The sequence below is a fragment of the Pseudooceanicola sp. HF7 genome, assembly GCF_011806405.1.
GTDB lineage: Bacteria > Pseudomonadota > Alphaproteobacteria > Rhodobacterales > Rhodobacteraceae > Pseudooceanicola.
This window is the reverse complement of record NZ_JAATOW010000015.1, coordinates 20,898-46,842: the sequence shown is the minus strand read 5'-3', so window position 1 is coordinate 46,842 and position 25,945 is coordinate 20,898. Positions and strand designations below refer to the sequence as shown.

Below are 25,945 nucleotides of genomic sequence, written 5' to 3'. Positions count from 1 at the left end.
GCTTACCTGACGCGAACCGTCTCCGGGTCGCCCGACGGGCGCAAGTTGACCACCCTTGGGACTCCGCCCTAAACATGGTGCGACCTGCGGCAGATATGGACAGAGACCTAGCCTGATCCGTGCGTTGCGCGGAAATCCCTTCCTTCTGCCATTGCCGGAGAGACCCGCCGCGCCTACCTTCCAAACGCACATGATCTGAACAGGACCAAGGATGAACGACCCCTTGCAGGACACTTCCAGCCATCAGAGACCCGGCGTTTTTGCCCGGCTGCGATCGTCCTTTCTGACGGGGATCGTCGTTATTCTGCCGGTCAGCCTGACCCTGTGGCTGTTCTGGACCGTCCTTGGCTGGTTCGACGGCTTCGTCCTGCCGCTGGTGCCCGAACGCTTCAAGCCGGAGCAATACATCGGGATCAACCTGCGCGGCGTCGGGATCATCTTCTTCCTTGTCTTCACCATCCTCGTCGGCTGGCTTGCCAAGGGTCTGATCGGACGCTCGCTGATCCGCTACGTGGAAAGCGTGGTGGACCGGATGCCCTTCATCCGCTCCGTCTATTCCGGGGCCAAGCAGATCGCAGAAACGGTCTTTGCCCAACAGGACCGCAGTTTCGACCAGGCCTGCATGGTTGAATATCCGCGCAAGGGGATCTGGGCCGTCGGTTTCATCTCGACCGAGGCCAAGGGCGAGATCGATTCACGCGCACAGACCGGGTCCCGCCTGCTGTCGGTCTTTGTGCCAACCACGCCCAATCCCACCTCAGGCTTCCTGCTGTTCTTCCCGGAAGAGGACGTCATTCCGCTTGATATGTCGATCGAGGACGCGGCGAAGCTGGTGATCTCCGCCGGGCTTGTCTATCCGCCGCACAAGGGTGTGACGCCCCTGCCCGACCAGCCGGAAAGCGCACCGGACCACGCCGCGCAATAGGCGATCAGCTGAACATCTCTACCATGTCCAGCGTCGACCGCTGGCCCAGGTCCGCCTTGTGATCGGTCAGGAACTTCTCTGCCGAGGCGCGGCCCGCCTGTTTCAGGGAATTGAGCAAAAAGCCGTTGGGGAACATCTTTGTCACCATGCTCAGGTCCAGCATGACTTCATCGTCAGAGATCATGTGGATCAGGACCTTCTTCTTTTCATGGGACGTGACCCGGCCTTCGTCGATCAGGCGCTGGACGTATTCGATCGCGCGCAGCTCGCGCAGGAGCGATGAGTTGAAGCTGATCTCGTTGATCCGGTTGTGGATCTCGTTGGGCAGCATTGGCAGTTCGTCTCGCTCCAAAGGGTTGATGCTGACGATCAGCACGTCATTGGGCAGGTCGCTGCGGAACAGCGGGAAGATGGCCGGGTTGCCACTGTAGCCCCCGTCCCAGAAGGCTTCCTTGCGGCCTGAGCGCTCATCGTAGAACTCGACCGCGGTGAAGACAGTGGGCAGGCAGGCCGAGGCCAGCAAAACATCGGTGGTGACTTCCGCGTTGTCGAAAACGCGGATCTTGCCGTCCCGGACCTTCGTCGCGCAGATGAACAGGTCCGGCCCGTCAGAGCTGCAGACCGAATCGAAGTCGAACTTCTCGACAATGGGGCGCAGCGGGTTGCGGTAGAAGGCGCCAAGCGCATAGGGCGTGGTCATGAGGCTCAGCATGTCAGAGACCGTCCCGGCGTAGGACAGCTCCATCGAGCGGCTCACGTGCCAGGGCATCGCGCCTGGGAAAGTCGCGGTCATCCAGCGCAGCATGTTGCTGTCCTCCACCGCGCCCATCTGCGCCCAGAAGTCATCCAGCGCGTCGCGCGCGCCCTGGCGGCCATCCTTCACCCAGCCGGCCTTGAGCGCCGCGGCGTTCATTGCGCCGGCAGAGGTGCCGCTCATGGCGGCGATCTCTAGATCCTCTTCCTCAAGCAGGCGGTCCAGCACGCCCCAGGTATAGGCCCCATGCGCGCCGCCGCCCTGAAGCGCCAGGTTGATCCGGGTCACCGCCTTTGCATCCGCGGCCTTCGCGGGCTTGCTGCCTGCGCCAGGCAAGACCGCATCCTGCGCGGGTTTTCCCTTGGCGTCGGCACCGGGGATGGGGGTGGGATCCACCACCGGGTCCACGTCGCGCCCTGCATCCGATGAGCCGTCCGATTTGTCAGCTGCCATGGTACTTCCCCGCAAGATTTCAAAGAATGGCCCGGCCCCCAGGCGGGGCCGGGTCCGGGATCATTCTGCCGTCCAGCCGCCATCGGCGCTGAGCGTCGTGCCAGTGATCTGCGAGGCCGCATCCGAGCACAGGAAAATCGCCATGCCGCCGATCTGCTCCACGGTCACGAATTCCTTGGAGGGCTGCTTGGCCAGGATCACCTTCTCGATCACCTCGTCCTCGGACATGTCGTATTCCTTGGCGGTATCGGGGATCTGCGCCTCCACCAGCGGGGTCAGCACGTAGCCGGGGCAGATCGCATTGGCGGTGATGTTCTCTTTCGCGGTCTCAAGCCCGACCGTCTTGGTCATGCCGACGATCCCGTGCTTGGCGCTGATGTAGGCGGATTTGAAGGGGCTGGCGCGCAGACCATGGGCAGAGGAGATGTTGATCACCCGGCCCCAGCCCGCCTTGCGCATCATCGGCAGGGCCGCGGCGGTGGTGTGGAAGGCAGAGCTCAGATTGATCGCGATGATCGCATCCCATTTCTCTACCGGGAATTCGTCGATCGGGGCCACGTGCTGGATCCCGGCGTTGTTCACCAGGATGTCACAGGCGCCGGCCTTCTCGATCAGGGCCCGGCACTGATCGCCCTTGGACATGTCCGCCTGGATGTAGCGCACCTCTGTGCCGAATTCCTTGGCCATATCCGAAGCCAGCTTGTGATCTTCCTCGTTGTCGGTGAAGGAGTTCAGGATGACCTTCGCCCCCGCCTTCGCCAGTTCCCGCGCCACGCCGAGCCCGATGCCCGAATTCGATCCCGTCACGATGGCCGTCTTGCCGCTCACACTCATGGTCACTCTCCTTCTCACGCCCGGACTGCCCGGGTTTCCCGGCGGGCCATTGTCCCCCGCCAGTGACATGTAGACCGTAAGACAGAATTCGCCGCAGTGCAGCGCAGATTTTTGATCTTAAGTGAGAAAGCGCGACTGGTCTTTGCCCGCGCCGTTGTGCATGTCCGGCAAACACGATTCCGTGACCGATTCTCAATACAGCGGCGCATTGTTTCAAGGGCAGGAAAATGGCGCGATAGCCCGAAAAAAAACGCCGGCACGAAGCCGGCGTTCAGTTATTGAGGCAGGTTTCATACAGGCAAGAAACCTATCGAGCAGTGCCTTCCTTATAAGCCTTTCGCGGCTCTCATGAAAGCTAAAAGTTTGAAATAGCGTGAATCCGTGGTTAGGGTTCCTGCCAAGAAAACAAGGTCAGAGCAGGAAAAGAGGACCGATGAAGCAGGAAATGAAGCGCCCTAAACGGCGCAGGACGCTGCCCCTTGCACTCTCGGCAAGCCTGCTGCTTGGGGTCTCGATTCTCACACAATCGGCTGCGGCAGAGCCTTCTCATGGCATCTCTATGTATGGAGAGCCTGCCTTGCCACCGGATTTTGTGTCCCTGCCCTACGCCAATCCCAAAGCGCCCATTGGCGGCACGCTGGTGGATGGCAATACCGGCGGCTTCGACAGCCTCAATCCCTTCATCCAGAAAGGCACCCCGCCCTGGCAATTGCGCTTCCTGACCCACGAAAGCCTGATGGTGCGCAATTACGATGAACCCTTCGCGCTTTACGGGCTGTTGGCCGAATCGATTGAGACCGATCCGGACCGCACCTGGGTGGAATTCACCCTGCGCCCGGAGGCCAGGTTCTCGGATGGCAGCCCTGTCACCGTGGAAGACGTGATCTGGTCCTACGAGACGCTCGGAACCGACGGCAATGCCCGCTACCTGAGTCTTTGGCAGCAGATCGAGAGCATCGAACAGACCGGTGAGCGAAAGCTGCGCATCACCTTCAAGACAGAGAACCGTGAACTTGCGCTGATCGCCGGCCTGCGCCCGATCCTCCAGAAGGCGCAATGGCAGGACAAGGAGTTTACCGACTCCGGCCTGACCACCGTGCCCATCGGCTCCGGCCCCTACGTGATCGACAGTTTCACCGCCGGGCGCAACGTCGTGCTCAAGCGCAATCCCGATTACTGGGGCAAGGACCTGCCCGTGCGCCAGGGTACCAGTAACGCCGAAACCTACCGGATCGAGTTCTACGGCGATCAGAGCGTGCTGTTCGAGGCTTTCAAGGCCGGTGGCCTGTCCTACCTGCGCGAATTCAACGCAGAGAAATGGGCGCGGGATTACGATTTCCCGGCGGTCGAGCGCGGCGATATCATCAAGACAGAGATCCCCTCGGAGCGGCCCTCGGGCATGACGGGCTTCGTGATGAACACCCGCCGCGCGCCCTTTGACGATATCCGCGTCCGGGATGCGCTGCTCTGGGCGTTCAACTTCGAATACGTCAACGAAACGGTTACCGGCGGACGCCAGCCGAGGATCAGCTCCTACTTCTCTGGCTCGCAACTGGCGATGCAGCCAGGTCCCGCCGAAGGCCGGGTCAAGGCGCTGCTTGAGCCCTTTGCCGACAGCCTTCCCCCCGCCGCGCTGGATGGCTACACGCTGCCCGAAGGCGACGGATCGGCGCGCAACCGGCGCAACGTGGGCCGGGCGGCGGAGCTGCTAGCAGAGGCCGACTGGACCGTTCAGGGCGGCACGCTGAAGAACGCCGAGGGCCAGCCCTTCCGGATGGAAATCCTGCTGTCCCAAGGGGATCGGCAGAACCAGTCGATTATCGATATCTACCTCAACGCGCTCTCCAGGCTGGGCATCACCCCGACGATCACCACCGTGGACAATGCCCAGTACGAGATGCGCCTTGTCGATTTCGACTTCGACATGACCGTCATCCGCCGCCAGCTCTCTCTTTCGCCCGGCAACGAGCAAAAGCTCTACTGGGGCTCGGAGCAGGCCGACCAGCCGGGATCGCGCAACCTGATGGGCATGAAGAGCCCGGCTGCGGATGCCATGATCGACGCCATGCTGACCGCCCGCAGCTCGGAAGATTTCACCGCCGCCGCCCGGGCGCTGGATCGCGTGCTGACCACCGGTCGCTACGTGATCCCGCTGTTCACCTATGACGTCGGCCGGATTGCCCATGTGAAGGACCTGACCTGGTCCGGCAAAGTGCCGATCTACGGCGACGGGGTCTACTTCATGCCGGAAACCTGGTGGTTCTCCAGCGCGGAATGAGAGGCACGACATGCGCGGTGCAAATTGTTCGGCGCAGATTAATCCCTTGAGCAGGCAGAGGCAGGGAACAAGCACCCGCCCCTGCCCGTTGACCTTTCAGGAATGAAAGGAGACCGCCATGCAATGGAGCGCAATCACACGCTACTGGAGCGCCTATGTCCCGGCCGTCATGCAACGCTGGCCCGAGACCAGCGAGGAAGACCTGCTGAGCCTTGATGGATCGGAAGATGCGCTGACCGGCTATCTCATCAAGTTGACGGGCCGCCCGGCCGAGGACATCCGCGATGAGATCGCCGAGTGGCGCACAGGCGCAACCCCCGCAGATATCCGCATGGATGAAGCCGAGGATATGCGCAATATCGAGGCCTCCGGCCGCTACCTGCCTGAAGGCGAAGACGTCTATGATGACGACCGGAGCTTTGGGGATGACGCGCCGGCGGATCCGCCCGTGGGGCGGAGCGGCTGAGAGACGGATCTGGCCAACGCGCGGGCTGAGAGGGTCCGATGCCTCCGGCGGGAGTTTTTCGGCAAGAAGAAGGAGAGACCGTGCGCCTGGATTTCGGCGCGCGGTTTTTTCTTTTGATGGGAGGGGGGCTCAGGCGAGCGAGGTCACCCAGAGGATGGTCGCGTCATCTTCGCTGACCGAGATCACGTTGTGGCCCATGGAGGCGTCGTAATAGGCGCTGTCGCCGCGCCGCATCTCGATCGACTCGTAGAATTCCGTGTAGAGCCTTATCACGCCGGTCAGCACGTAGAGGAACTCTTCCCCGTCGTGGCGTACCCAGCCGTCGAATTCCTCCATCGAGCGGGCCCGGATGCGGGCGCGGTAGGGAAGCATCTGCTTGCGAGTGAGGTTGGCGGCGAGGAGGTCGTGTTCGTAGGTCGCGGTTGCATGTGCCTGCCCATCGCCCGCGAGCGTGAGGCTGAGGCGCCCGGTCACCTGGTTGGCGCGGGGCGGCGTGAAGAGCTGGGGAATGGAAATATCGAGCCCCGTGGCCAGTTTCTTCAGCGCCTCGTAAGTGGGCGACATCTGCCCGTTCTCGATCTTGGAGAGGGTCGAGCGGGCCAGGCCCGCTTTTGCCGCGGCCTGTTCAAGCGTCCAGTCGCGCGCGCGGCGCAAATCGCGTACGCGCGAGCCGAGGTCCAGGGGCTGGGCCTCTGGCGTTTCGCCTGTTTCGCGGGCGATGCGGATCAGCTGGCGGGGGTCGGTCTCGCTCATGGTGAATGGCTATAGGCAGAGGCGTGGGCAGGCGCAACTGCTGCCTGCCTTGCCCATGGGGCGCCGGGGGCTTAGCAAGGGGGAATGCTGTCCGTGACCGAACCTGGCCCCAACGCGCCCTGCCCCCGCCCCTTCAACCTGGCCGCTCATGTGCTGGCCGGGGCGCAGGGGCGTGCGGACAAGGTGGCACTGGCGGTCCTTGGCCTGTCGCGGGCGGAACGCTGGTCCTACGGGCGGCTTGAGGGGGCGGTGCGCGGGACCGCCACGGGGCTTTTGCAGGCGGGCTTCCGGCCCGGAGACATCCTGCTGATGCGCCTGGGAAACCGGGTGGATTTTCCCATCGCCTTCCTGGGTGCGATCGCGGCGGGCCTTGTGCCGGTGCCCAGCTCTGCCCAGCTGACAGCGCCGGAGGTGGCCGGGATGATCGCCCAGATCGCTCCCGCCGGGATCCTGCTGGGAGAGGGCATCGCCTGCCCCGCGACGGAGCTGCCGGTGCTGGACCAGTCCCGCCTGGCCGGGATGCGCGACATGCCCCCCGCCGATTACCACATGGGCGATCCGGATCGGCCCGGCTACATCGTCTTTACCTCTGGCACCTCCGGCCGGCCCCGCGCGGTGGTGCATGCCCATCGGGCCATCTGGGCGCGTCGGATGATGATCTCGGACTGGTACGACATGGGCGAGAGCGACCGCATCCTGCATGCGGGAGCCTTCAACTGGACCTTCACGCTGGGCACCGGGCTGATGGATCCCTGGACCTGCGGTGCCACCGCCTTGATCCCAGCAGAGGGCCTGGGGCCAGAGGCGCTGCCGCTGCTTCTGAAGCGCCATGAAGCGACGTTGTTTGCCGCGGTGCCCGGCGTTTTTCGCAAGATCCTGCAGGCCCATCCCCGCATCGACCTGCCCCGGTTGCGCCATGGGCTGACCGCCGGGGAAACCCTGCCGGAAGGCCTGCGCGAGGCCTGGAAGGACGCCAGCGGCACGGAGCTGCATGAGGCCTTCGGCATGTCCGAATGTTCCACCTTCATCAGCAGTTCGCCGCAAAGGGCCGCACGGCCCGGCTATATCGGCGCGCCGCAGCCCGGACGGCGGCTGGCCCTGCTGGATCCTGATGACCCCACCCGCGGCCCCGTGGCGCGCGGAGACGAGGGGATCATTGCCGTGGGGCGCGACGACCCCGGCCTGATGCTGGGCTATCACGGCGCAGAGGCGGAAACGCAGGCGCGCCTCTGCGCCGGTTGGTTCCTGACCGGGGACCTGGGCTGCATGGCACTGGACGGGCAGATCGCCTACCGCGGGCGGGTGGATGACATGATGAACGCCGGCGGTTACCGGGTCTCTCCGCTTGAAGTCGAGCAGGCGCTCTGCGATCTGCCGGGGATCACGGAGCTGGCCGTCACCGATATCGAGGTGAAGCCCGGCGTGCGCGTGATCATGGCCTTTTACACCGGGCCTGCCGCACTGGAGGAAGCCCCCCTGCGGGAGGCAGCCGCGGCGCGGCTGGCCCGCTACAAGCAACCCCGCGCCTGGCATCACCTGCCGGATCTGCCGCGGAACCCGAATGGTAAACTCAAACGCGGAGCGCTCAGGGCGTTCCGGGAGCCTCTTGATGACCGTCAAACTTGATATCCTTTCCGATCCGATCTGCCCCTGGTGCTATATCGGCAAGACCCAGCTGGATCGCGCCCTGGCGCAACGGCCCGCGCATCCCTTCGTGGTCGAATGGCATCCCTTCCAGCTGAACCCCGAGATGCCGCGCGAGGGCATGGGGCGGCGCGAATACCTGGTTGCCAAGTTCGGCGAAGACGGGGCCGACACGACCTACGGGCAGATCGCCGACCATGCCCGGAGCCTGGGGATCGAAGCCGATTTCGACGCGATCACCCGCACGCCGAACACGCTGGACGCCCACCGGCTGATCCACTGGGCGGGGCTGGAGGCGGTCCAGGGGCCGGTCGTCGACGGGCTGTTCCGGGCCAATTTCGTCGAGGGGCGCGATATCAGCCAGCATGACGTGCTGGCCGATGTGGCCGACCAGGCGGGGATGGATGCCTCTGTCGTACTGCGCCTTCTGGCGACCTCGGAAGACGAGCAGATGATCCGGGACCGCGATGCGCATTCGCGCAAGATGGGCGTGACCTCCGTTCCGACCTTCATCGTGGCGCAGAAACATGCCGTGCCCGGGGCGCAGCCGGTCGATCTTTGGCTGAAAGTGATGGATGAGATCATCGCCCAGCTGGCCGAGGAAGAGGCGGCGGGCGAGGAGGCGGCGCCGAAGGAGTGAGGGCGCGCCAGGCCCTGAGCGGGGCCTCCGGCGGGAGTTTTCAGGCAAGAAGAATGAGCTGGTGCCGCCTTTGTTCCAGAGCTGGGGCGCCGGCTTCGCCTGTCTGCAGGGGGTGGCGGGCGGTGCAGAAACGCACAGACGGTTCCGCGGGGCGCGGGCGCGCGGCGATATGGTCTTGAATCGAAAAAGCTGCTAGCGGCAGGCAATTCTTTCGAAAGGACCCTTCATGACGCGGAAATTGCATCCGGTGGAATTTGTTGCCCTGATGGCGATGATGATGGCGACCGTGGCCTTTTCCATCGACTCGATGCTTCCCGCGCTTGGCGACATGGCCGAAGAGCTTTCGCCGGACAATTTCAACAATATCCAGCTGGTCCTGTCCTCTTTCATGATCGGCATGGGGGCGGGCACGCTGTTCACCGGCCCGCTGTCGGACCGGCTGGGCCGAAAGTCCGTGATGCTGGGCGGGGCCGCGATCTATATCGCCGGGGCCCTGCTGGCCTGGCGGGCGGAGACGCTGGAGATGCTGATCATGGGGCGGGCCCTGCAGGGGCTGGGGGCCGCCGGTCCGCGGGTCGTGGCCATTGCCATCATCCGGGATCTTTATGCCGGGCGCGAAATGGCGCGGCTGGTCTCTTTCGTGATGATGGTCTTCACGATCTTTCCCGCCCTGGCGCCGCTGCTGGGCAGCTTCATCATCAGCCACGGCGGCTGGCGCGGGCTGTTCCTGGCTTTCTTCGCCTTCTCCGCGATCTCTTCGCTCTGGTTGATCTTCCGGCTGCCGGAATCCCTGCCCAGGGAGCGCCGCCAGCCCTTCCGCCTGTCCGGCTTCCGCCATGCCATCCGCGAGATGTACGCGATCCCGATTGTCCGGTCCTCCATCCTTGTGCAGATCATGGTCTTTTCCATGATGTTCATCACCATCAGCTTGATCGAACCTGCCTTCGAGCAGGTCTTCGACCGGGGCGAGCAGTTCCCCTACTGGTTCTTCGGGCTGGGCCTGATGGCGGCGAGCTCTTCCATGGTGAACGCGATTTTCGTGGGCAAATACGGGATGCGCAAGATCATCACCCTGGCGGTCGGGGTCTTCCTGGTCTTCAGCCTGGCCATGCTGGCGGTGATCCTGTCGGGCTACAGGGGGCCGGCCTATTTCTATATCTACCTGGCCTGGCAGGCGACCGTCTATTACCAGATCGGCCTGACCGCCGGGAACCTGAACGCCCTGGCGATGGAACCCCTGGGCCATATCGCGGGTTTCGCGGCCTCCGTGATCGGGGCGGTCTCGACCGTCTCCGCAGCCGTCCTGTCCACGCTGATCGCGCAGACCTTCAACGGATCCCTCCTGCCGCAGGTGCTGTCATCCACCGTGCTGGCCGCGCTGGCCTTCGTGCTGATGCTGCACATGAGAAAGCTGGACCGCGTCCGCGACCAGTAAGGACCGTAACCGGGCTGAAGAGTGAGGCGCGTTCCGCCGGGAGCGCGCCTTTTTCGTGCAGCGCCCCTGCCCCGGGTCCAAAATGCCGCAGGTTTTTTCGGTATACAATTGTATGCACCCTATTGTGCTAACTCTTGGTTAGTCTATGCAGGGGCAGAACATCCCCATCCCCGCGATTCCCGGCCTGTGCCGGCGTGACCCTCGAAGGAGGCCCCATGACCAAGATCAAGGTAGAGAACCCGATCGTCGACATCGACGGCGACGAGATGACCCGCATCATCTGGGATTTTATCAAGAAAAAGCTTATCGAACCTTACCTGGACATCGACCTGCTTTATTACGACCTTGGGATCGAGGAACGCGATCGCACGGATGACCAGATCACCGTGGACGCGGCCGAGAAGATCAAGGAAGTGGGCGTGGGCGTGAAATGCGCCACGATCACCCCGGATGAGGCGCGGGTGGAGGAATTCGGCCTCAAGAAGATGTGGAAATCGCCCAACGGCACCATCCGCAACATCCTGGGCGGCGTGGTCTTCCGCCAGCCGATCATCTGCCGCAACGTGCCCCGCCTGGTACCCGGCTGGACCTCTCCGATCGTGGTGGGGCGCCATGCCTTCGGGGACCAGTACAAGGCCACCGACTTTACCTTCCCCGGTGCCGGCACGCTGACGATGAAGTTCGTCGGCGAAGACGGCACCCTGATCGAGAAGGAGGTCTACCAGGCCCCCTCTGCCGGGGTGTACCAGGCGATGTACAACCTGGACGAGTCGATCATCGACTTCGCACGGGCCTCCCTCAACTACGGGCTGAACCTGGGCTGGCCGGTTTACCTGTCGACCAAGAACACCATCCTCAAGGCCTATGACGGCCGCTTCAAGGACCTGTTCCAGAAGGTCTACGAGGAGGAATTTGCAGAGAAATTCAAGGACGCGGGCATCTGGTACGAACACCGGCTGATCGATGACATGGTCGCCTGCGCGATGAAGTGGAACGGCAAGTTCGTCTGGGCCTGCAAGAACTACGACGGCGACGTGCAGTCCGATACGGTCGCGCAGGGCTTTGGCAGCCTGGGGCTGATGACCTCTCAGCTGATGACGCCGGATGGCAAGATCGTGGAGGCAGAGGCAGCCCATGGCACCGTCACGCGCCACTACCGTCAGCACCAGGAAGGCAAGGCGACCTCGACCAACTCCATCGCCTCTATCTACGCCTGGACCGGCGGGCTGAAGCACCGCGCGAAGCTGGATGAGAACACCGCGCTGATGGGTTTTGCCACCACGCTTGAGAAGGTCGTGGTGGAGACGGTTGAGAGCGGCTCCATGACCAAGGACCTGGCGCTGCTGGTGGGCCCCGACCAGGGTTGGCTGACCACGATGGGCTTCCTTGAGAAGGTGGACGAGAACCTGAACAAGGCACTGCGGGGCTGAGCGAGCCACCTGGCAAAATGCACGAAGGGCGCGATGGATCGCGCCCTTTTTCGTTTGGCTGGCAGGGTCTTGGCGGCGCGCCTCAGTGCAGGCTGGTCTTGGAAAAGACCTGGATCACGATGATGCCGCCCATGATCATCCCCATCCCCAGCAGGGCCGCCAGGTCAAGCTTCTGGCCGAAGACGATGAAGGCGATGAGCGCGATGAAGACGATGCCCATGCCGCTCCAGAGCGCGTAGACCACGCCCACGGGCATGGAGCGCAGCGTCATCGAGAGCAGATAGAACGAGGCGCCATAGGCCAGCACCACCAGCACGGAGGGCCAGAGCCGCGTGAACTGCTGGCTGGCCTGCAGCGCCGTGGTGCCGATCGTCTCTGCGATGACGGCGAGAACGAGGGAGATATAGACTGGCATTTCAGACCCTTGCGAATTGATCTTCAGGTTGCGACGTACCAATCCTTGCGGTGATTGATGGCGATGACAAGGTTCACGATCACGGCGCCCAGCAGGGACCAGATCAGCATGTCGAAGGGAAGCACGAAATAGGCCGCCACGAAGAGGCAGGCATCGAAGCTGAGCTGCGTCCAGCCGGCGCGGAAGCCCGTCTTTTCCTGCAGGTAGAGCGCCAGGATGCCGATCCCGCCCAGGGAGGCCCCGTGCCGGAACAGCGCCAGCAGGCCCGATCCGGTGATCGTGCCGAAAATCACGGCGCCGGTCCAGGGCGTCAGGAAATCAAAGGAAACCTGGGTCTTGAGCCAGTTGGACAGGACGGACAGCAGCGCCACGGCGATGAAGGTCTTGACCGTGAAGCGCCAGCCCATGCGGCGATAGCCGAGCCAGTAGAAGGGGATGTTGACCACGAAGAAGATCGGTCCGAAGTCCCAGCCCGTGACGTAGGAGATCAGCACGGCCAGCCCGGCGGTCTGGCCGGTGATCAGGCCAAGGTGGGTCAGGATGACGATGCCGAAACCGGCCATGAAGGTCCCGAAGAACAGGCCCTGCGCATCTTCTAACGGGGAGTGGCCCGCCTTGGGCGCAACGGTATCTTTCATGGGGAAACCCTTGGAAAACTTGGCGTTTCGGATGCTCTATCCGGGCCAATAGACAGGGTCAATCTGCGATGTAGCGATCCGGGCGGTGGTTGAAGGCGATCACCCCGTTCAGGATCACGGCCCCGAACAGCGAATAGAGCACGACGCGGGTGTCGAACAGGAAATAGGCCAGCGCGAAGAGCACCGCATCCACGAGGAGCTGCACGTAGCCCGCGCGAAAGCCGGTCTTGTCCTGGATCAGCAGCGCCACCACGCCCAGGCCCCCCAGGCTGCCCTTGTGGCGGAAACAGCCGAGCAGGCCGAAGCCCGTCAGCACGCCGAAGATCACCACCCCCAGGACCGGGTTGAGGTATTCAAAGGCCATGCCCAGCGGAATGTAATCCACCGCAACGGAAAGGACCGTGACGCAGAAGATTGATTTCAGGGTGAATTCCGCCCCCAGCCGTTTCCAGGCCAGGACGTAGAACGGCATGTTGATCACGAAGAAGACCGGCCCGAAGGCCCAGCCCGTCGCGTAGGAAATGATCAGCGCCAGCCCCGCGGTCTGCCCGGTGATAAATCCCAGGGAGGTCAGGAAGACCAGCCCGACAGAGGCCGTGAGCAAGGCGATGAAGAAGCCCTGCACGTCCTCCCATGGCGTATGGCTCTGGCGGAATTCGCTTGGGATCGTGAAGGGGGATGGCATTGGCCGCTCCATTTTGGGTCAGCATTGCTTACATTCTAACCCGCGCTTCAGGCGGGGGCCAGCGGTTTCACCGAGTGGGGCAAGGCGGCGTGGCATTTGGCGCCTGGTTAAGCGGATCTTGCCACGGCGGGCGGGCAAATGGCGTGCCAATTCTACGAATCGGCGCCGGAACCCCAGGTTAACAAGGGCCGGAGGTCAAAAATCCGACGTCTGTATCGCGTCGGTTTTACGTCGGTATCACGTCGGTACTCGTGTCGGTATTTGCCCCGATTAACGCTGCGTGCGGCGACCGGCCCCGTGCAGGCGTGCCCACGCTCATCGCCGGAGTGCGCGCGAAACCGTGATGGAACATCCCGGCGGGGGGCGTCGTTTGGGCTGCAACGGGGTCAGAGACTGGCCCCCGACACTCAAACACAAGCGAAAGGAGTCTCTCATGGCTGATATCGCACAAGCCCGTATCCTGATCATGTCCACCAACGGTTTCGAACAAAGCGAGCTGGAAGTGCCCCGCGACAAGCTGCGCGGCACCGGCGCGACCGTTCACGTCGCCACCCCGGACGGCAAGGCCATCCGCGGTTGGGATGACGGCAACTGGGGCCAGGAGGCCGAGGCCGACCTGCGCATCGCGGACGTCGACGTTGCCGATTACGACGCCGTCGTCCTGCCGGGCGGGCAGATCAACCCCGACATCCTGCGGACCTTCCCCGAGGCCGTCGAAGCGGTGAAGAAGTTCCACAACGAGGGCAAGGTGCTGGCCGCCATCTGCCACGGTCCCTGGATGCTGGTGGAAGCCGGCGTCGTGGACGGGCGCGAGGTGACCTCCTACCCCTCCATCAAGACGGACGTGATCAATGCCGGCGGCAAGTGGCGCGATGAGACGGTCGTCTGCGACCGGGGCATCGTGACCTCGCGCAACCCCGGTGACCTTGAGGCCTTTGTCGAGAAGATCATCGAAGAGGTCACGGAAGGCCGCCACAAGCGCGACGCTGCCTGAGGCTGGCGTTTGGCCCGGTCCGAAAGGACCGACGCCGAAACGAACCGGGCCTGACTGGTCTGAAAAAGGAAAGCCCCGCCATGCACTGGCGGGGCTTTTTCTTATCCGGATCGAGTTAGTCGCAGGTCGCGCCGACAGCGCGGGGCACACCCAGCGCCCCTGCCCGGCTTACGTCAGCCGCTTGATCAGGCTGGAGGTATCCCAGCGCTGGCCGCCCAGTTTCTGCACGTCCTTGTAGAACTGGTCCACCAGCGCAGTGACCGGCAGGCTGGCGCCGATCTCATCCCCGGTGGAAAGGCAGATGCCAAGATCCTTGCGCATCCAGTCGACGGCGAACCCATGGTCGAACTCATCGGCCAGCATGGTCTTGTGCCGGTTGGCCATCTGCCAGGAGCCCGCGGCCCCCTGGGAGATCACGTCGACAACCGCTTCCCCGTCCAGGCCCGCCTTCTGGCAGAAATGCAGCGCTTCGCTGAGGCCCTGCACGAGGCCCGCGATAGCGATCTGGTTGCACATCTTGGTCAGCTGGCCCGCGCCGCTTTCGCCGAGGCGCCGGCAGATCTTGGAATAGGCGGCCATGATCGGCTCCGCGGCGGCATAATCGGCCTCATCCCCGCCACACATGACGGAGAGCACGCCGTTTTCCGCCCCTGCCTGCCCACCGGAGACCGGCGCATCCACGAAGCCCAGCGCGGCCTCCTTGGCGGCAGCGTAAAGCTCTTCCGTGACCTTGGCGGAGACGGTGGTGTGATCGACCAGGCAGGCGCCGGCCTTCATGCCGGAAAAGGCGCCGTCCGGGCCGGTGCAGACCTGGCGCAGGTCATCATCGTTGCCGACGCAGGTCATGACGAAATCCGCCCCTGCCACGGCTTCGGCGGGTGTCTTGGCGAAGGCGCCGCCGTGCTCTGCCACCCAGGCTTCTGCCTTGGCGGTGGTGCGGTTGTAGACCGTCACCTCATGGCCGGCCTTCACGAGGTGGCCCGCCATCGGTGCCCCCATCACTCCCAATCCCAGAAACGCGACTTTCGCCATGGCTCAATCCCTTGTATTGCTGCAAACGCAAGACCTTGTGGGCGCCAGAACGGCGAAACGCAAGGGCACGGGGCTAGAAGGAAATCGAAATGCGCACCATCTTCCGCTGGCTTCTCCGGGTTGCCGGAGGAATGGTCATACTGGCCGTGATCGCGACGACGGGCGTGTATTTCCTGGCTGCGAGGTCCCTGCCCGACTATGACCGCGAGGTCGAGGTGGCCGGTCTTGGCGCCCCGGTCGAGATCATCCGCGACAATGCCAATGTGCCCCATATCTTCGGCGCGCGGGACCGCGATGTCTTCTTCGGGCTGGGCTATGCCCACGCGCAGGACCGCCTGTGGCAGATGATCACCCTGCGCCGTACCGTGCAGGGCCGCCTGTCGGAGCTTTTCGGGCTGCGCACCGTGGAAGTCGACAAGCTGATGCGGCGCTATGATCTTTATACCGCTGCCATTGCCTCTGTTCAGGATCAGACGCCGCAGGCCAGCCGGGCGCTGGAAGCCTATGCAGAGGGCGTGAATGCCCGCCTGAACGAGATCAACCGCGACAGCCTGGGCCGGGGTGCGCCAGAGATGTTCCTGTTCGATGTCCCCGTGGCCCCCTGGCAGCCCGCCGATTCCATTGCCATTGCCAAGCTGCTGGCCGTGCAGCTCTCCGGCCAGCTTTCCACCGAGGTCGAGCGCGCGCGGGTGTCCCTCGCGCTGCCCGATCCCAAGATGATCGCCGATATCCTGCCCGATGCGCCGGGCAGTGCGATCCTGGACCTGCCGGAATATGCCGCGCTGATGGATCGCCCCATGAGCCACCGCTCTGCCCGGGTGCTGCCGGGCTTCACGCACTCGGGTCTGCCGGACACCGGGCTGGACCCCTTCCCGGAGCCGGGCATGGCCGGGGCCTCCAACGCCTGGGCGGCGGCGCCGACGCGCTCTGCCTCCGGGGGGACGCTGCTGGCCAATGATCCCCACCTGGGCTTCACCGCCCCCACGGCCTGGTACCTGGCGCGGCTGCAGCTGCAACAGGGCGGCGTGATCGGCGGAACCATTCCGGGGATGCCGCTGGTGCTGGCTGGGCGGTCGCAGTTCGTCGGCTGGGGGCTGACCTCTTCCTACCTGGATGACCTGGATGTCTACATGGAAGAGATCAACCCGGCCAACCCGGAGCAGTATCGCGGCCCCGATGGCTGGGAGACCTTCCGCACGCGGCGCTCGATCATCACGGTCAAGGATGGCGATCCGCTGACCATGACCCTGCGCTGGACCGACAATGGCCCGGTGCTGCCGGGCAGCCATTACCACCTGGAGACGGTGACCCCCCCGGGGCATGTTGCCTCTATCGCCTGGACGGCGCTGTCGCCCGATGACACCTCGGTCTCGGCCGGGCTGGGGCTGATGTATGCGCGGTCTGTCGATCAGGCGATCCGGGCCGGGCGGCTGCATGTTGCCCCGTCCCAGAACCTGATGCTGGCGGATGCGGGCACCATCGGGTTCAAGATGATCGGCAAGGTGCCGGACCGCGACGCCGCCCATGACAGCCAGGGGCGCATGCCCAGCCTTGGCTGGCGGCAGGAGAACCGCTGGAAGGGCTTCCAGCCCTATGAGAACAACGTAGAGTCCGTTGCCCCCGTTGGCGGCATCCTGGGCAATACCAACAACAAGATCACCGATCGCCCCTTCCCCGACAATGTCAGCGCCTCCTGGGGGGATACCCAGCGCATCCACCGCTGGCGGCGCCTGATGCAAAGCCGGGAGGTTCATACCCGCGACAGCTTCATCGAGGCGCAGCTGGACACGGTGTCCTTCACCGCGCGCTCGCTGCTGCCGCTGATCGCGCGCGACCTGTGGTTCACCGGCGATCCCGCGCCCGAGGGCACGCAGGAGCGCCTGCGCCAGGATGCGCTGACCCTGCTGGCCGAGTGGAACGGGGAGATGAACCAGCACCTGCCCGAGCCGCTGATCTATGCCGCCTGGCTCTCTGCGCTGCAGGACCGGCTGATCCGGGACGAGCTGGGCCCGCTGGCGGATGATTTCACCCACGTGGATCCGGTCTTTATCGAGCGCGTCTTCCGCGACATCGACGGCGCCGGGCGCTGGTGCAACGTGATCCAGTCCGCCGCGACGGAGAGCTGCACGGATATCGCCCGCCAAAGCCTGGACGCGGCGCTGATCTGGATCTCTGAACGCTACGGCGAGAACCTGGAAAGCCTGCGCTGGGGCGATGTGCACCAGGCGGCCCAGGATCACCCGGTGCTGGGGGATATCCCGATCCTGCGCTACTTCGTGAACATCCGCCAGGATACCTCTGGCGGGGACAACACTCTGATGCGCGGGCTGACCAAGGGCTATGGGTCCAATCCCTTCCTGAACGTCCATGGCGCGGGCTATCGCGGGGTCTATGATTTCGCCGATCCCGACAGCTCTGTCTTCATCATATCCACCGGGCAGAGCGGGCATCCGCTGTCGCGCCACTACGATGACCTGGCCCAGCTGTGGAGGCGGGGCGAATACATCCCCATGTCGCTGGACACCGCCCTGGCCCGTGCCGCTGCCGTCGGTATCACCCGCCTCACGCCCGCCGGGCGCTAGGGGCGCGAAAAGCGCGATCACGCCCGTGCCCGGGACCGTGACTTGCCAAGCGCCCTCACAGCGACAGATGCTGTGGGGGCGATTTTTCCATCCGGGCACCGGGCCTCTGGCTTCCCTCATGGGCGGCCTGCCCGCACCACCTGCCCAGACACGGCGCCCAGCGAGCATCAACAGAAGGACCAGATCCATGCAGACACTTCCCCTTGGCCGCAGCGGCCTGACGACCTCGGCCGTGGTCTTCGGCGGCAATGTGCTGGGCTGGACCGCGGATGAGGCCATGTCTTTTCGCCTGCTGGACCGCATGTACGAGGCCGGGCTGCGCACCATCGACACGGCGGATGTCTATTCCCGCTGGGTGGACGGCCACCAGGGCGGCGAAAGCGAGACCGTGATCGGCAAGTGGTTCGCTGCCAACCCGTCAAAGCGCGACGGCGTGACGCTGATCACCAAGGTCGGCTCCGACATGGGCCAGGGTCACAAGGACCTGAGCGCGGGCTGGATCGCCAAGGCGGCAGAGGACTCTCTTGCGCGGCTCCAGACAGAGGTGATCGATCTTTACCTTTCCCACTGGCCCGACGAGCGCACCAGCGATGAAGAGACCCTTGGCGCCTTCGAGAGCCTCCTGAAGGCCGGCAAGATCCGCGCCATCGGCACGTCGAACCGGGACCTGTCCCAGATGAAGCGCGCCGCCCAGGCCGCGCAGGAGGCCGGGCTGCCCCGCTACGAGGTGCTGCAGAACGAATACAACCTGCATGAGCGCGCCGGCTTCGAGGGCGAGCTGGCCGATTGGTGCCAGGCAAACGAGGTGGGCGTGATCACCTATTTCTCCCTCGCGTCTGGCTTCCTGACCGGCAAATACCGCGACCCGCAGGCGGTCAGCGGCAGCCGCGCCGGGATGGTCAAGCGCTACATGGACGATCGCGGCATGGCGATCCTGTCCGCCATGGACGGCGTGGCCGAAGAGACCGGCGCCAGCCATGCAGAGATCGCCCTGGCCTGGCTGCGCCAGAAACCCGGGGTCAGCGCCCCCATCGCCTCTGCCACCAGCGAGGCGCAGCTGGAAAGCCTGATCCGCGCCGCCGACCTTGTCCTGCCGGATGAGGCCATGGCGCGGCTTGACGCCGCCTCTGCCGGTCAAACAGCCGAAGGCTGAGCCCCGGGCGCGGCATTTTCCCGGCGCGCCAGCCGCGCCGGGGAATTGAATTGACCCCCCTTTCCTCCTCTGCCATGCAGGGCTTTCAAGAACAGCAGGATCTCTGGCATGAAGGTCATCATCTGCGGCGCCGGGCAAGTCGGGTGGCAAATCGCAAGGCACCTTTCGGGCGAAAAGAACGATGTCACGGTCGTGGACAACAACCCCGACCTCGTCCGCCGCGCCACCGATACGCTTGATGTGCAGGGCATTGCCGGCTTTGCCTCATACCCCGACATCCTGGACCGCGCGGGCGCACGGGACGCGGACATGATCATTGCCGCGACCTTCTCTGACGAGGTCAACATGGTCACCTGCCAGGTGGCGCATTCGGTCTTTTCCGTCCCCCGCAAGATCGCCCGGCTGCGTGCGCGCAGCTACCTGGAAGCGATCTATTCCGATCTTTACCGGCGCGATCACATGCCCATCGACGTGGTGATCAGCCCCGAGCTCGAGGTGGCCGAGGCCGCCCTGCGCCGTCTGGCCGCGCCCGCCGCCTTCGACGTGGAGCAATTCCTGGGCGGACAGGCGCAGCTGCTGGGCATCCAGATCGATGACGACTGCCCGGTGGTGAACACCCCCCTGCGCCAGCTGACAGACCTGTTTTCCACCCTGCGCGCCATCGTCGTGGGCGTGCGCCGCGACGGGCGGCTCTTTGCGCCCGAACCCGGCGACCAGATCTTTGCCGGGGACGATTGCTATGTCTGCGTCCATACCGAGGACGTGTCGCGCACGCTGGAGGTTTTCGGCAAGACCAACCGCATGCAGGAGCGTGTCGTGGTCGTGGGCGGGGGCAACGTGGGCCTGACCGTCGCCAAGACGCTGGAAGAAAAGGCCCGCCGGGTCCGCACCAAGGTGATCGAGAAGAACCGCAAGGTGGCCGAACGCGCCGCCGATGCGCTGGAGCGGACCATCGTGCTGAACGGCGACGGGCTGGACAGCGCGCTGCTGGCGGAGGCCGGGATCGGCCGGGCGGATGCCATCCTGTGCGTCACCGATGACGACAAGACCAACATGCTGACCGCCGTACGCGCCAAGTCGCTGGGCTGCCCCATGGCGATCGCGCTGATCAACGATCCGACGCTGATCCCCCTGCTGGGGCCGCTGGGCATCGACGCCTATATCAACCCGCGCGCCACGACCGTGTCCTCGATCCTGCGCCACGTGCGCCATGGCCGGGTGCGCGGCGTCTATTCCATCGGCGATGCCGAGGCCGAGGTGATCGAGGCCGAGGTCCTGTCGACTTCTCCCATGGCGGGCAAGCCGATCCGCGACATCGACTTCCCCGAGGGTGTGCTTGTGGGCGCCGTGATGCGCGAGGGCGAGGTCAAGCGCCCCTCCGGCAACATGGTCATCGAACAGGGCGACACGGTGGTCCTGTTCGCGCTCAGCGACGATGTCCCCGAGGTGGAGCGCCTGTTGCAGGTCTCCATCGATTACTTCTAGGATCCTCGCGGGATGGCCAGGTCCTCTCCCCTGCACAAGCGCCTGGAAGGGATGCCGCTGTTCCTGGTCCTGTTCCTGGGATTGTCGCTGTCCATGATGGTGCCCGCCCTGGTGGCGGTGGTGCAGGAGCATTTCTCCATCGCGCGCAGCTTCTTCTACACGTCGATCCTGGGCACCACGCTGGGGGTGCTGGTAACGCTGGCGCGCGGCACGCGGCCGGTGCTGCTGACCGGGCGCGCGGATCTTTACGCGCTGCTGTCGCTTTTCGGGGCCTTCCTGCTGCTGCCGCTGCTGCTGGCAGTGCCCTTTTCCGAAAGCCTGCCCGATACGCGCTACCTCAATGCCTATGCCGAGATGGTGTCGAGCTTCACCACAACGGGCATGTCCTTCTATGAGCCGCAACGCCTGGCCGCGCCCCTGCATCTGTGGCGGGCGCAGGTGGCCTGGATGGGCGGCTTCCTGATCTGGGTGGCGGCGGCCGCCGTCATGGCCCCCCTGTCCCTGGGCGGCTTCGAGGTCACGGCCGCGGGGCGCGAGATGGGCGAAACCCGGATCGACCGTTTCCAGCGCGCCGGCGTCATCCGCCGCATGATCCGCGGGGCCGAGCAGCTGGGCTTGGTCTACGTGGGCCTGACGGGCACGCTCTGGCTGCTGCTGCTGGTCGCGGGGGATACCCCGCTGGTGGCGCTGATCCACGCTATGTCCACCCTGTCGACCTCTGGCATCTCGCCCGGCGTGGGCACCCATGTGGCAGCCTCTGGCGTGGTGGGGGAAATGGCGATCGCGCTGTTCCTGATCTTCGCCATCTCGCGCGTGACCTTCTCTTCGGACACGGTGACGGCCAAGATCGGCCTGCACCGCGATCCCGAGATCCGCATGGGCGCGGCGCTGGTGCTGGTGGTGCCGGTGCTGCTGTTCCTGCGCCACTGGATCGGGGCCTTCGACGTCAAGGCGGGCGAGGATTTCGCCATGGCGCTTTCGGCCTTCTGGGGCGCGCTGTTCACGGTGCTGTCCTTCCTGACCACGACGGGCTGGGAATCCATGCACTGGGACACGGCGCAGGATTGGTCGGGCCTGGCGACACCGGGGATGATCCTGATGGGCGTGGCGATGATCGGCGGCGGCGTGGCGACCACGGCGGGTGGCGTGAAGCTGCTGCGGGTCTATGCGCTTTACCTCAATGGCCGCAGGGAGCTGGACCGGCTGGTCCATCCCTCTTCCGTCTCCGGCTCAGGCACGGCGGGACGGCGCATCCGGCGGCACGGGGCGTTTCACGCCTGGGTCTTCTTCATGCTCTTCGCCATCTGCCTGGCCGCGGCCATGTCCCTGCTGGCCCTCTTCGGGATCAATTTCGAGGATGCCACCGTGCTGGCCGTCGCCGCGCTGTCCAACACGGGGCCGCTGACCGTGCATGGCGCGGTGGACCCGATCGACCTGTCGCTGATCGACGGGCCGGCCAAGCTGGTGCTCTGCGCCTTCATGATCCTGGGCCGGCTGGAGCTGCTGGCGATCATTGCCCTGTTCAATCCCGATCTGTGGCGGGATTGACCTAATCCCCCTGCAAATCCGCGGAATGCGCATATCGGGGGTGGAAGTTTCGCCTTAGGACTTTCATATTGGCTTTCAAGACCCGATGGAACAAAGCCGCAGCTGGCAAGAAGAAGAAAAAAAGGCATAACAAGAATGGCTTCCGACAGACAGAACCTTCAGGACGCATTTCTCAATCACGTGCGGAAGACAAAGGTCCCGGTGACCATCTTCCTGATCAACGGCGTGAAGCTTCAGGGTGTCATCACCTGGTTCGACAATTTCTGTGTCCTCTTGCGCCGTGATGGCCAGGCACAGCTGGTCTACAAACACGCCATCTCGACAATCATGCCATCTCAGCCTATTTCGCTATATGAAGGCGAAGAAAACAACTGAGAGAGATAGGCCCCGAAATTGATAGGCCATGAGGCTGCGCCAACGCGCGCCTTTGTCATACACCCCGATCTGCGGCGCCAGGAACGGCGCCATGCCCCGGAATATGCGCTGGAAGAGGCCAAGAGCCTTGCCCTGGCGCTGCCGGGGCTGGAAGTCGTGGGGGCAAAGGTCATCCCGCTGTCCAAACCCGTGCCGGCGACCCTGTTCGGGTCCGGCAAGGTGGACGAACTGAAGGAAATGTTCCACGACGCGGAGGCAGAGCTGGTCCTGGTGGACGGCCCGCTGACCCCCGTGCAGCAACGGAACCTGGAAAAGAAATGGAAGGTCAAGATCCTGGACCGGACCGGGCTGATCCTTGAGATCTTCTCGGATCGGGCGCGCACCCGTGAAGGTGTGCTCCAGGTCGAGATGGCCGCACTTGGCTACCAGCGGACCCGGCTGGTCCGCGCCTGGACCCACCTGGAACGTCAGCGTGGCGGTCTTGGCTTTGTCGGCGGTCCCGGCGAAACCCAGATCGAGGCCGACCGGCGTGCCATCGACGAACAGCTCGTGCGCCTGCGGCGCCAGCTTGAGCGCGTGGTCAAGACCCGCGAGCTGCACCGCTCTGCCCGGGCCAAGGTGCCCTTCCCGATCGTGGCGCTGGTGGGCTACACCAACGCCGGGAAATCGACGCTGTTCAACCACCTGACCGGGGCCGACGTGCTGGCCAAGGACATGCTGTTCGCCACGCTCGATCCCACCATGCGGCGGGTCAAGCTGGACACCGGCGCAGAGGTGATCATGTCCGATACGGTGGGCTTCATCTCTGACCTGCCGACGCAGCTTGTCGCGGCCTTCCGCGCCACGCTGGAAGAGGTGCTGGAAGCGGATGTGGTGCTGCATGTGCGCGACATCGCCCATCCCGAGAGCGCAGAGCAGAAGGCCGACGTGGAAGACATCCTGTCCGACCTGGGCCTGCCCGAGGACGTGCCGGTGATCGAGGTCTGGAACAAGATCGACCTGCTTGATCCCGAGGACAGCGCCGCCATGCATCTGCGCGCCGAGCGCGAAGAGCATATCCGCGCCATCTCTGCCGTGACCGGCGAGGGGCTGGAGGCACTGGTGACGGAGATCACCCAGACGCTGGACAGCGCACGCCACCGCGAGACGGTGACCCTGCCGTTCAGCGACGGCAAGCGGCGCGCCTGGGCCTACAAGGAAGGCATCGTCCTGGACGAGCGTCAGACAGAGGACGGCGTAGAGCTGGACCTGCTGTGGACGGCCACGCAAGCATCGCGTTTCGCCCACCTGTGATCGCGCTTACGCGCTGACAAAAAGCCCCCGCCGGAGCAATCCTGCGGGGGCTTTTTTATTTTATAAGAATGGGTTGCTATGCATTCTTAATTCAACGCATTAGCTCGCCTTGCTCTCGGCCTTCTTTTCCCAGCGCCCGCTTTCCTCTGACCAATAGACCGCTGCGCAGCCGGCATCGGTCAGCCCCTTCCACTGGGTCCGGGCATGGGCCGTGGCCTGGGTGTCATTGCCATCGAAGAAGATGCAGGCGCGGTTCAGCGGCGCGATTTCTGCCGGGGTCAGCTCTGCCCCGTCGATGGACATCAGGCACTGGGGATCATTGGCCGGCTGGCCCAGCGTCAGCAGGATCGGCTGAAGTTCGGGATGGGGGTTCTTGTCCTGGCCATGGGGCAGGAAATCCTCTTCCCGGCCCTGCCAGAGCTTCAGGTCCAGATCGTCCAGGCGGTCCGCCTGCCGGCCCCGCACGGCCACCCGCCAGCCGGCTTGCAGCGCGCGGGGAAGAAGCGCGCGCAGCGCCTCTTCCGTGGTGGAGCGCGTGAGGTGGTAGAAATAGACCTCGGCCATGTGTCGATCAGCCCTCGAAGCCGTCGGCGATGAGCCGGTTCAGCGCCATGACGCCCCAGCCCGTGGCACCGGCCGGCGCAGTGGCCGTTTCAGTCTTGACCGAGGCGACGCCGGCGATGTCGAGGTGAATCCAGGGCGTTTCCTCCTTGACGAAGCGCTTGAGGTATTGCGCGGCGGTGATCGAGCCCGCGGGCCGCCCACCGACGTTCTTGAGATCCGCGATCCGGCTTTTCAGCTGGTCGTCGTAGGCCTGGCCCATGGGCAGGCGCCAGGCGCCCTCGCTTTCTGCTTCTGCGGCCTTGAGGAAGGCGTTGCACAGCGGATCGGAGTTGGAGAAGACGGCGGCGTTCTCATGGCCAAGCGCGATGATGCAGGCCCCGGTCAGGGTGGCCAGGTCGATCATCGCCTTGGGCTGGAAGCGTTCCTGCGTGTACCACATGACGTCGCAGAGCACGAGGCGGCCTTCGGCATCGGTATTGATCACCTCCACCAGGTCGCCCTTCATGGATTTGACCACGTCGCCGGGGCGCACGGCATTGCCCGAGGGCATGTTTTCCACCAGCCCGACAAGGCCGACGACATTGGCCTGGGCCTTGCGCAGCGCGAGGGTCTTCATCACGCCGGAGACGGTGCCGGCGCCGCCCATGTCCATGGTCATGTCTTCCATGCCGGCAGCGGGCTTGAGGGAAATACCGCCGGTGTCAAAGACGACGCCCTTGCCGACCAGCGCCAGCGGGGCATCGCCCGCATTGCCGCCGTTCCACTGCATGACGACCACCTTGGAGGGGCTGTCAGAGCCCTGCCCGACGCAGAGCAGCGCGCCCATGCCCAGCTCTTCCAGCTTGTCCTCGTCCAGTACCTCGACATCGACGCCGAGCTCCTTGAGGGCCAGCAGTTCATCGGCAAAGGCGGTGGTGGTCAGCACGTTGGCAGGCGCATTGACCAGGTCACGGGTGAAGAGCACGCCCTGCACAACGGCGTCCAGCGCGGCAATATCCGCCGGGGGCTTGGCGCACATGACGGTGACGGCCCCCTTGGGCTTGGCCTTTTCGGTCTTCTGCGCGTCGTAGTCATAGGCGCGCAGCTTGAGGCCCAGCGCCAGCTCTGCCGGGGCGTTCAGGTTGGCGGTGAGCAGCAGCAGCCCCTCTTCGCCCAGCAGCTTGGCAAGCTTCGCGCCGGTCTTGCGCAGCAAGGCGCTGTCGGCGCGGCGCGGCAGCAGCACCACGTCCAGCGCCTCGGCCGCCAGGCCCTGGGGCATGGCCAGGGTCACGATGTCACCGGCCTTGCGCTTGTCAAAGCTGTCAGCCTCCACCAGGCGGGCAAGCGCCCCCTTGGTCAGGCGGTTGACACGCCGGGCCACCGCCGAGAGGCTGCCTTCGGGATCGACGACGACGGCCACGCGGCCCGCCTGGGCGGGGATCTGCTCAAGATCGGTTTCGGCAAACGAGAGGGCGACGGGATCGGTCACGGGCAAGCTCCTATAGTCACGACGCAAAATGGCGTCTCATGCAGCGGGGCCACGCGGGCCCCGGATTTGCGCGAAGGCTATCCTCCTGTCCGGAGTTTGAC

At 64.6% G+C, this 25,945-nt stretch carries 23 protein-coding genes; 14 read left to right on the top strand and 9 right to left on the bottom strand.

The window, feature by feature from the left end; all coding sequences use genetic code 11:
• Positions 1 to 211: 211 nt before the first annotated feature.
• Complete coding sequence (locus tag HCZ97_RS10645) at positions 212 to 925, top strand: DUF502 domain-containing protein (RefSeq protein ID WP_167688700.1); 714 nt, start codon at positions 212 to 214, stop codon at positions 923 to 925.
• 4 nt (positions 926 to 929) lie between these two features.
• On the opposite strand, the gene HCZ97_RS10640 is transcribed toward HCZ97_RS10645, so the two are convergent.
• Positions 930 to 2,132, bottom strand: coding sequence for a patatin-like phospholipase family protein (locus tag HCZ97_RS10640; RefSeq protein ID WP_167688699.1), 1,203 nt, complete (start codon positions 2,130 to 2,132; stop codon positions 930 to 932).
• Between the two features lie 60 nt (positions 2,133 to 2,192).
• Positions 2,193 to 2,966, bottom strand: a complete 774-nt coding sequence (locus HCZ97_RS10635; RefSeq protein ID WP_167688698.1) for a 3-hydroxybutyrate dehydrogenase — start codon at positions 2,964 to 2,966, stop codon at positions 2,193 to 2,195.
• Positions 2,967 to 3,411: 445 nt separating this feature from the next.
• Between HCZ97_RS10635 and HCZ97_RS10630 the strand changes: the two genes are divergently transcribed.
• A complete protein-coding gene (locus tag HCZ97_RS10630; protein ID WP_167688697.1) occupies positions 3,412 to 5,244 on the top strand; it encodes an extracellular solute-binding protein in 1,833 nt (610 codons plus the stop codon).
• 118 nt (positions 5,245 to 5,362) lie between these two features.
• The gene (locus HCZ97_RS10625; RefSeq protein ID WP_167688696.1) at positions 5,363 to 5,710 is read left to right on the top strand and encodes a hypothetical protein; all 348 of its coding nucleotides are present in this window, start codon (positions 5,363 to 5,365) and stop codon (positions 5,708 to 5,710) included.
• Positions 5,711 to 5,839: 129 nt separating this feature from the next.
• On the opposite strand, the gene HCZ97_RS10620 is transcribed toward HCZ97_RS10625, so the two are convergent.
• Complete coding sequence (locus HCZ97_RS10620; RefSeq protein WP_167688695.1) at positions 5,840 to 6,463, bottom strand: helix-turn-helix domain-containing protein; 624 nt, start codon at positions 6,461 to 6,463, stop codon at positions 5,840 to 5,842.
• A gap of 84 nt (positions 6,464 to 6,547) precedes the next feature.
• On the opposite strand from HCZ97_RS10620, the gene HCZ97_RS10615 reads away from it, so the two are divergent.
• The 4 genes from HCZ97_RS10615 (at position 6,548) to HCZ97_RS10600 (ending at position 11,612) form a co-directional block, all read left to right on the top strand.
• Positions 6,548 to 8,089: a class I adenylate-forming enzyme family protein gene (locus HCZ97_RS10615; RefSeq protein WP_167688694.1), complete on the top strand. Its 1,542-nt coding sequence runs from the start codon at positions 6,548 to 6,550 to the stop codon at positions 8,087 to 8,089.
• A complete protein-coding gene (locus HCZ97_RS10610) occupies positions 8,073 to 8,747 on the top strand; it encodes a DsbA family protein (RefSeq protein ID WP_167688693.1) in 675 nt (224 codons plus the stop codon). The genes HCZ97_RS10615 and HCZ97_RS10610 overlap by 17 nt, the downstream gene beginning before the upstream one ends.
• A 226-nt stretch (positions 8,748 to 8,973) precedes the next feature.
• Positions 8,974 to 10,182, top strand: coding sequence for a multidrug effflux MFS transporter (locus HCZ97_RS10605; protein WP_167688692.1), 1,209 nt, complete (start codon positions 8,974 to 8,976; stop codon positions 10,180 to 10,182).
• Between the two features lie 215 nt (positions 10,183 to 10,397).
• The gene (locus HCZ97_RS10600; protein ID WP_167688691.1) at positions 10,398 to 11,612 is read left to right on the top strand and encodes an NADP-dependent isocitrate dehydrogenase; all 1,215 of its coding nucleotides are present in this window, start codon (positions 10,398 to 10,400) and stop codon (positions 11,610 to 11,612) included.
• Positions 11,613 to 11,694: 82 nt separating this feature from the next.
• Here HCZ97_RS10600 and HCZ97_RS10595 read toward each other — a convergent pair whose 3' ends face one another.
• The 3 genes from HCZ97_RS10595 to HCZ97_RS10585 are packed head-to-tail and all read right to left on the bottom strand — an operon-like array spanning position 11,695 to position 13,350.
• Positions 11,695 to 12,027: an SMR family transporter gene (locus tag HCZ97_RS10595; protein ID WP_167688690.1), complete on the bottom strand. Its 333-nt coding sequence runs from the start codon at positions 12,025 to 12,027 to the stop codon at positions 11,695 to 11,697.
• 23 nt (positions 12,028 to 12,050) lie between these two features.
• Positions 12,051 to 12,665, bottom strand: a complete 615-nt coding sequence (locus HCZ97_RS10590) for a YitT family protein (protein ID WP_167688689.1) — start codon at positions 12,663 to 12,665, stop codon at positions 12,051 to 12,053.
• Between the two features lie 58 nt (positions 12,666 to 12,723).
• Positions 12,724 to 13,350: a YitT family protein gene (locus HCZ97_RS10585; protein ID WP_167688688.1), complete on the bottom strand. Its 627-nt coding sequence runs from the start codon at positions 13,348 to 13,350 to the stop codon at positions 12,724 to 12,726.
• A 433-nt stretch (positions 13,351 to 13,783) separates the two neighbouring features.
• Between HCZ97_RS10585 and HCZ97_RS10580 the strand changes: the two genes are divergently transcribed.
• Positions 13,784 to 14,344: a type 1 glutamine amidotransferase domain-containing protein gene (locus HCZ97_RS10580; RefSeq protein WP_167688687.1), complete on the top strand. Its 561-nt coding sequence runs from the start codon at positions 13,784 to 13,786 to the stop codon at positions 14,342 to 14,344.
• 168 nt (positions 14,345 to 14,512) lie between these two features.
• Here the strand turns inward: HCZ97_RS10580 and HCZ97_RS10575 are convergent, their stop codons facing one another.
• Positions 14,513 to 15,376: an NAD(P)-dependent oxidoreductase gene (locus HCZ97_RS10575; protein ID WP_167688686.1), complete on the bottom strand. Its 864-nt coding sequence runs from the start codon at positions 15,374 to 15,376 to the stop codon at positions 14,513 to 14,515.
• A gap of 89 nt (positions 15,377 to 15,465) precedes the next feature.
• Between HCZ97_RS10575 and HCZ97_RS10570 the strand changes: the two genes are divergently transcribed.
• From HCZ97_RS10570 to hflX, 6 genes are all read left to right on the top strand, one after another.
• On the top strand, positions 15,466 to 17,958 hold the full coding sequence (locus tag HCZ97_RS10570; RefSeq protein WP_167688685.1) for a penicillin acylase family protein: 2,493 nt from the start codon (positions 15,466 to 15,468) through the stop codon (positions 17,956 to 17,958).
• Between the two features lie 187 nt (positions 17,959 to 18,145).
• Entirely contained in the window at positions 18,146 to 19,111 is a 966-nt protein-coding gene (locus HCZ97_RS10565) for an aldo/keto reductase (RefSeq protein WP_167688684.1), read from the top strand.
• 108 nt (positions 19,112 to 19,219) lie between these two features.
• Positions 19,220 to 20,596, top strand: a complete 1,377-nt coding sequence (gene trkA, locus HCZ97_RS10560; protein WP_167688683.1) for a Trk system potassium transporter TrkA — start codon at positions 19,220 to 19,222, stop codon at positions 20,594 to 20,596.
• 12 nt (positions 20,597 to 20,608) lie between these two features.
• Positions 20,609 to 22,144, top strand: a complete 1,536-nt coding sequence (locus HCZ97_RS10555) for a TrkH family potassium uptake protein (RefSeq protein WP_167688682.1) — start codon at positions 20,609 to 20,611, stop codon at positions 22,142 to 22,144.
• Positions 22,145 to 22,279: 135 nt separating this feature from the next.
• Positions 22,280 to 22,519, top strand: coding sequence for an RNA chaperone Hfq (gene hfq, locus HCZ97_RS10550; protein ID WP_167688681.1), 240 nt, complete (start codon positions 22,280 to 22,282; stop codon positions 22,517 to 22,519).
• Between the two features lie 21 nt (positions 22,520 to 22,540).
• Positions 22,541 to 23,812 (top strand): GTPase HflX, encoded by a 1,272-nt coding sequence (gene hflX / locus HCZ97_RS10545; protein ID WP_167688748.1) that lies wholly within the window; start codon positions 22,541 to 22,543, stop codon positions 23,810 to 23,812.
• Positions 23,813 to 23,911: 99 nt separating this feature from the next.
• On the opposite strand, the gene HCZ97_RS10540 is transcribed toward hflX, so the two are convergent.
• Entirely contained in the window at positions 23,912 to 24,376 is a 465-nt protein-coding gene (locus tag HCZ97_RS10540; protein ID WP_167688680.1) for a DNA polymerase III subunit chi, read from the bottom strand.
• Positions 24,377 to 24,383: 7 nt separating this feature from the next.
• The gene (locus tag HCZ97_RS10535) at positions 24,384 to 25,844 is read right to left on the bottom strand and encodes a leucyl aminopeptidase (RefSeq protein ID WP_167688679.1); all 1,461 of its coding nucleotides are present in this window, start codon (positions 25,842 to 25,844) and stop codon (positions 24,384 to 24,386) included.
• Between the last annotated feature and the right edge of the window lie 101 nt (positions 25,845 to 25,945).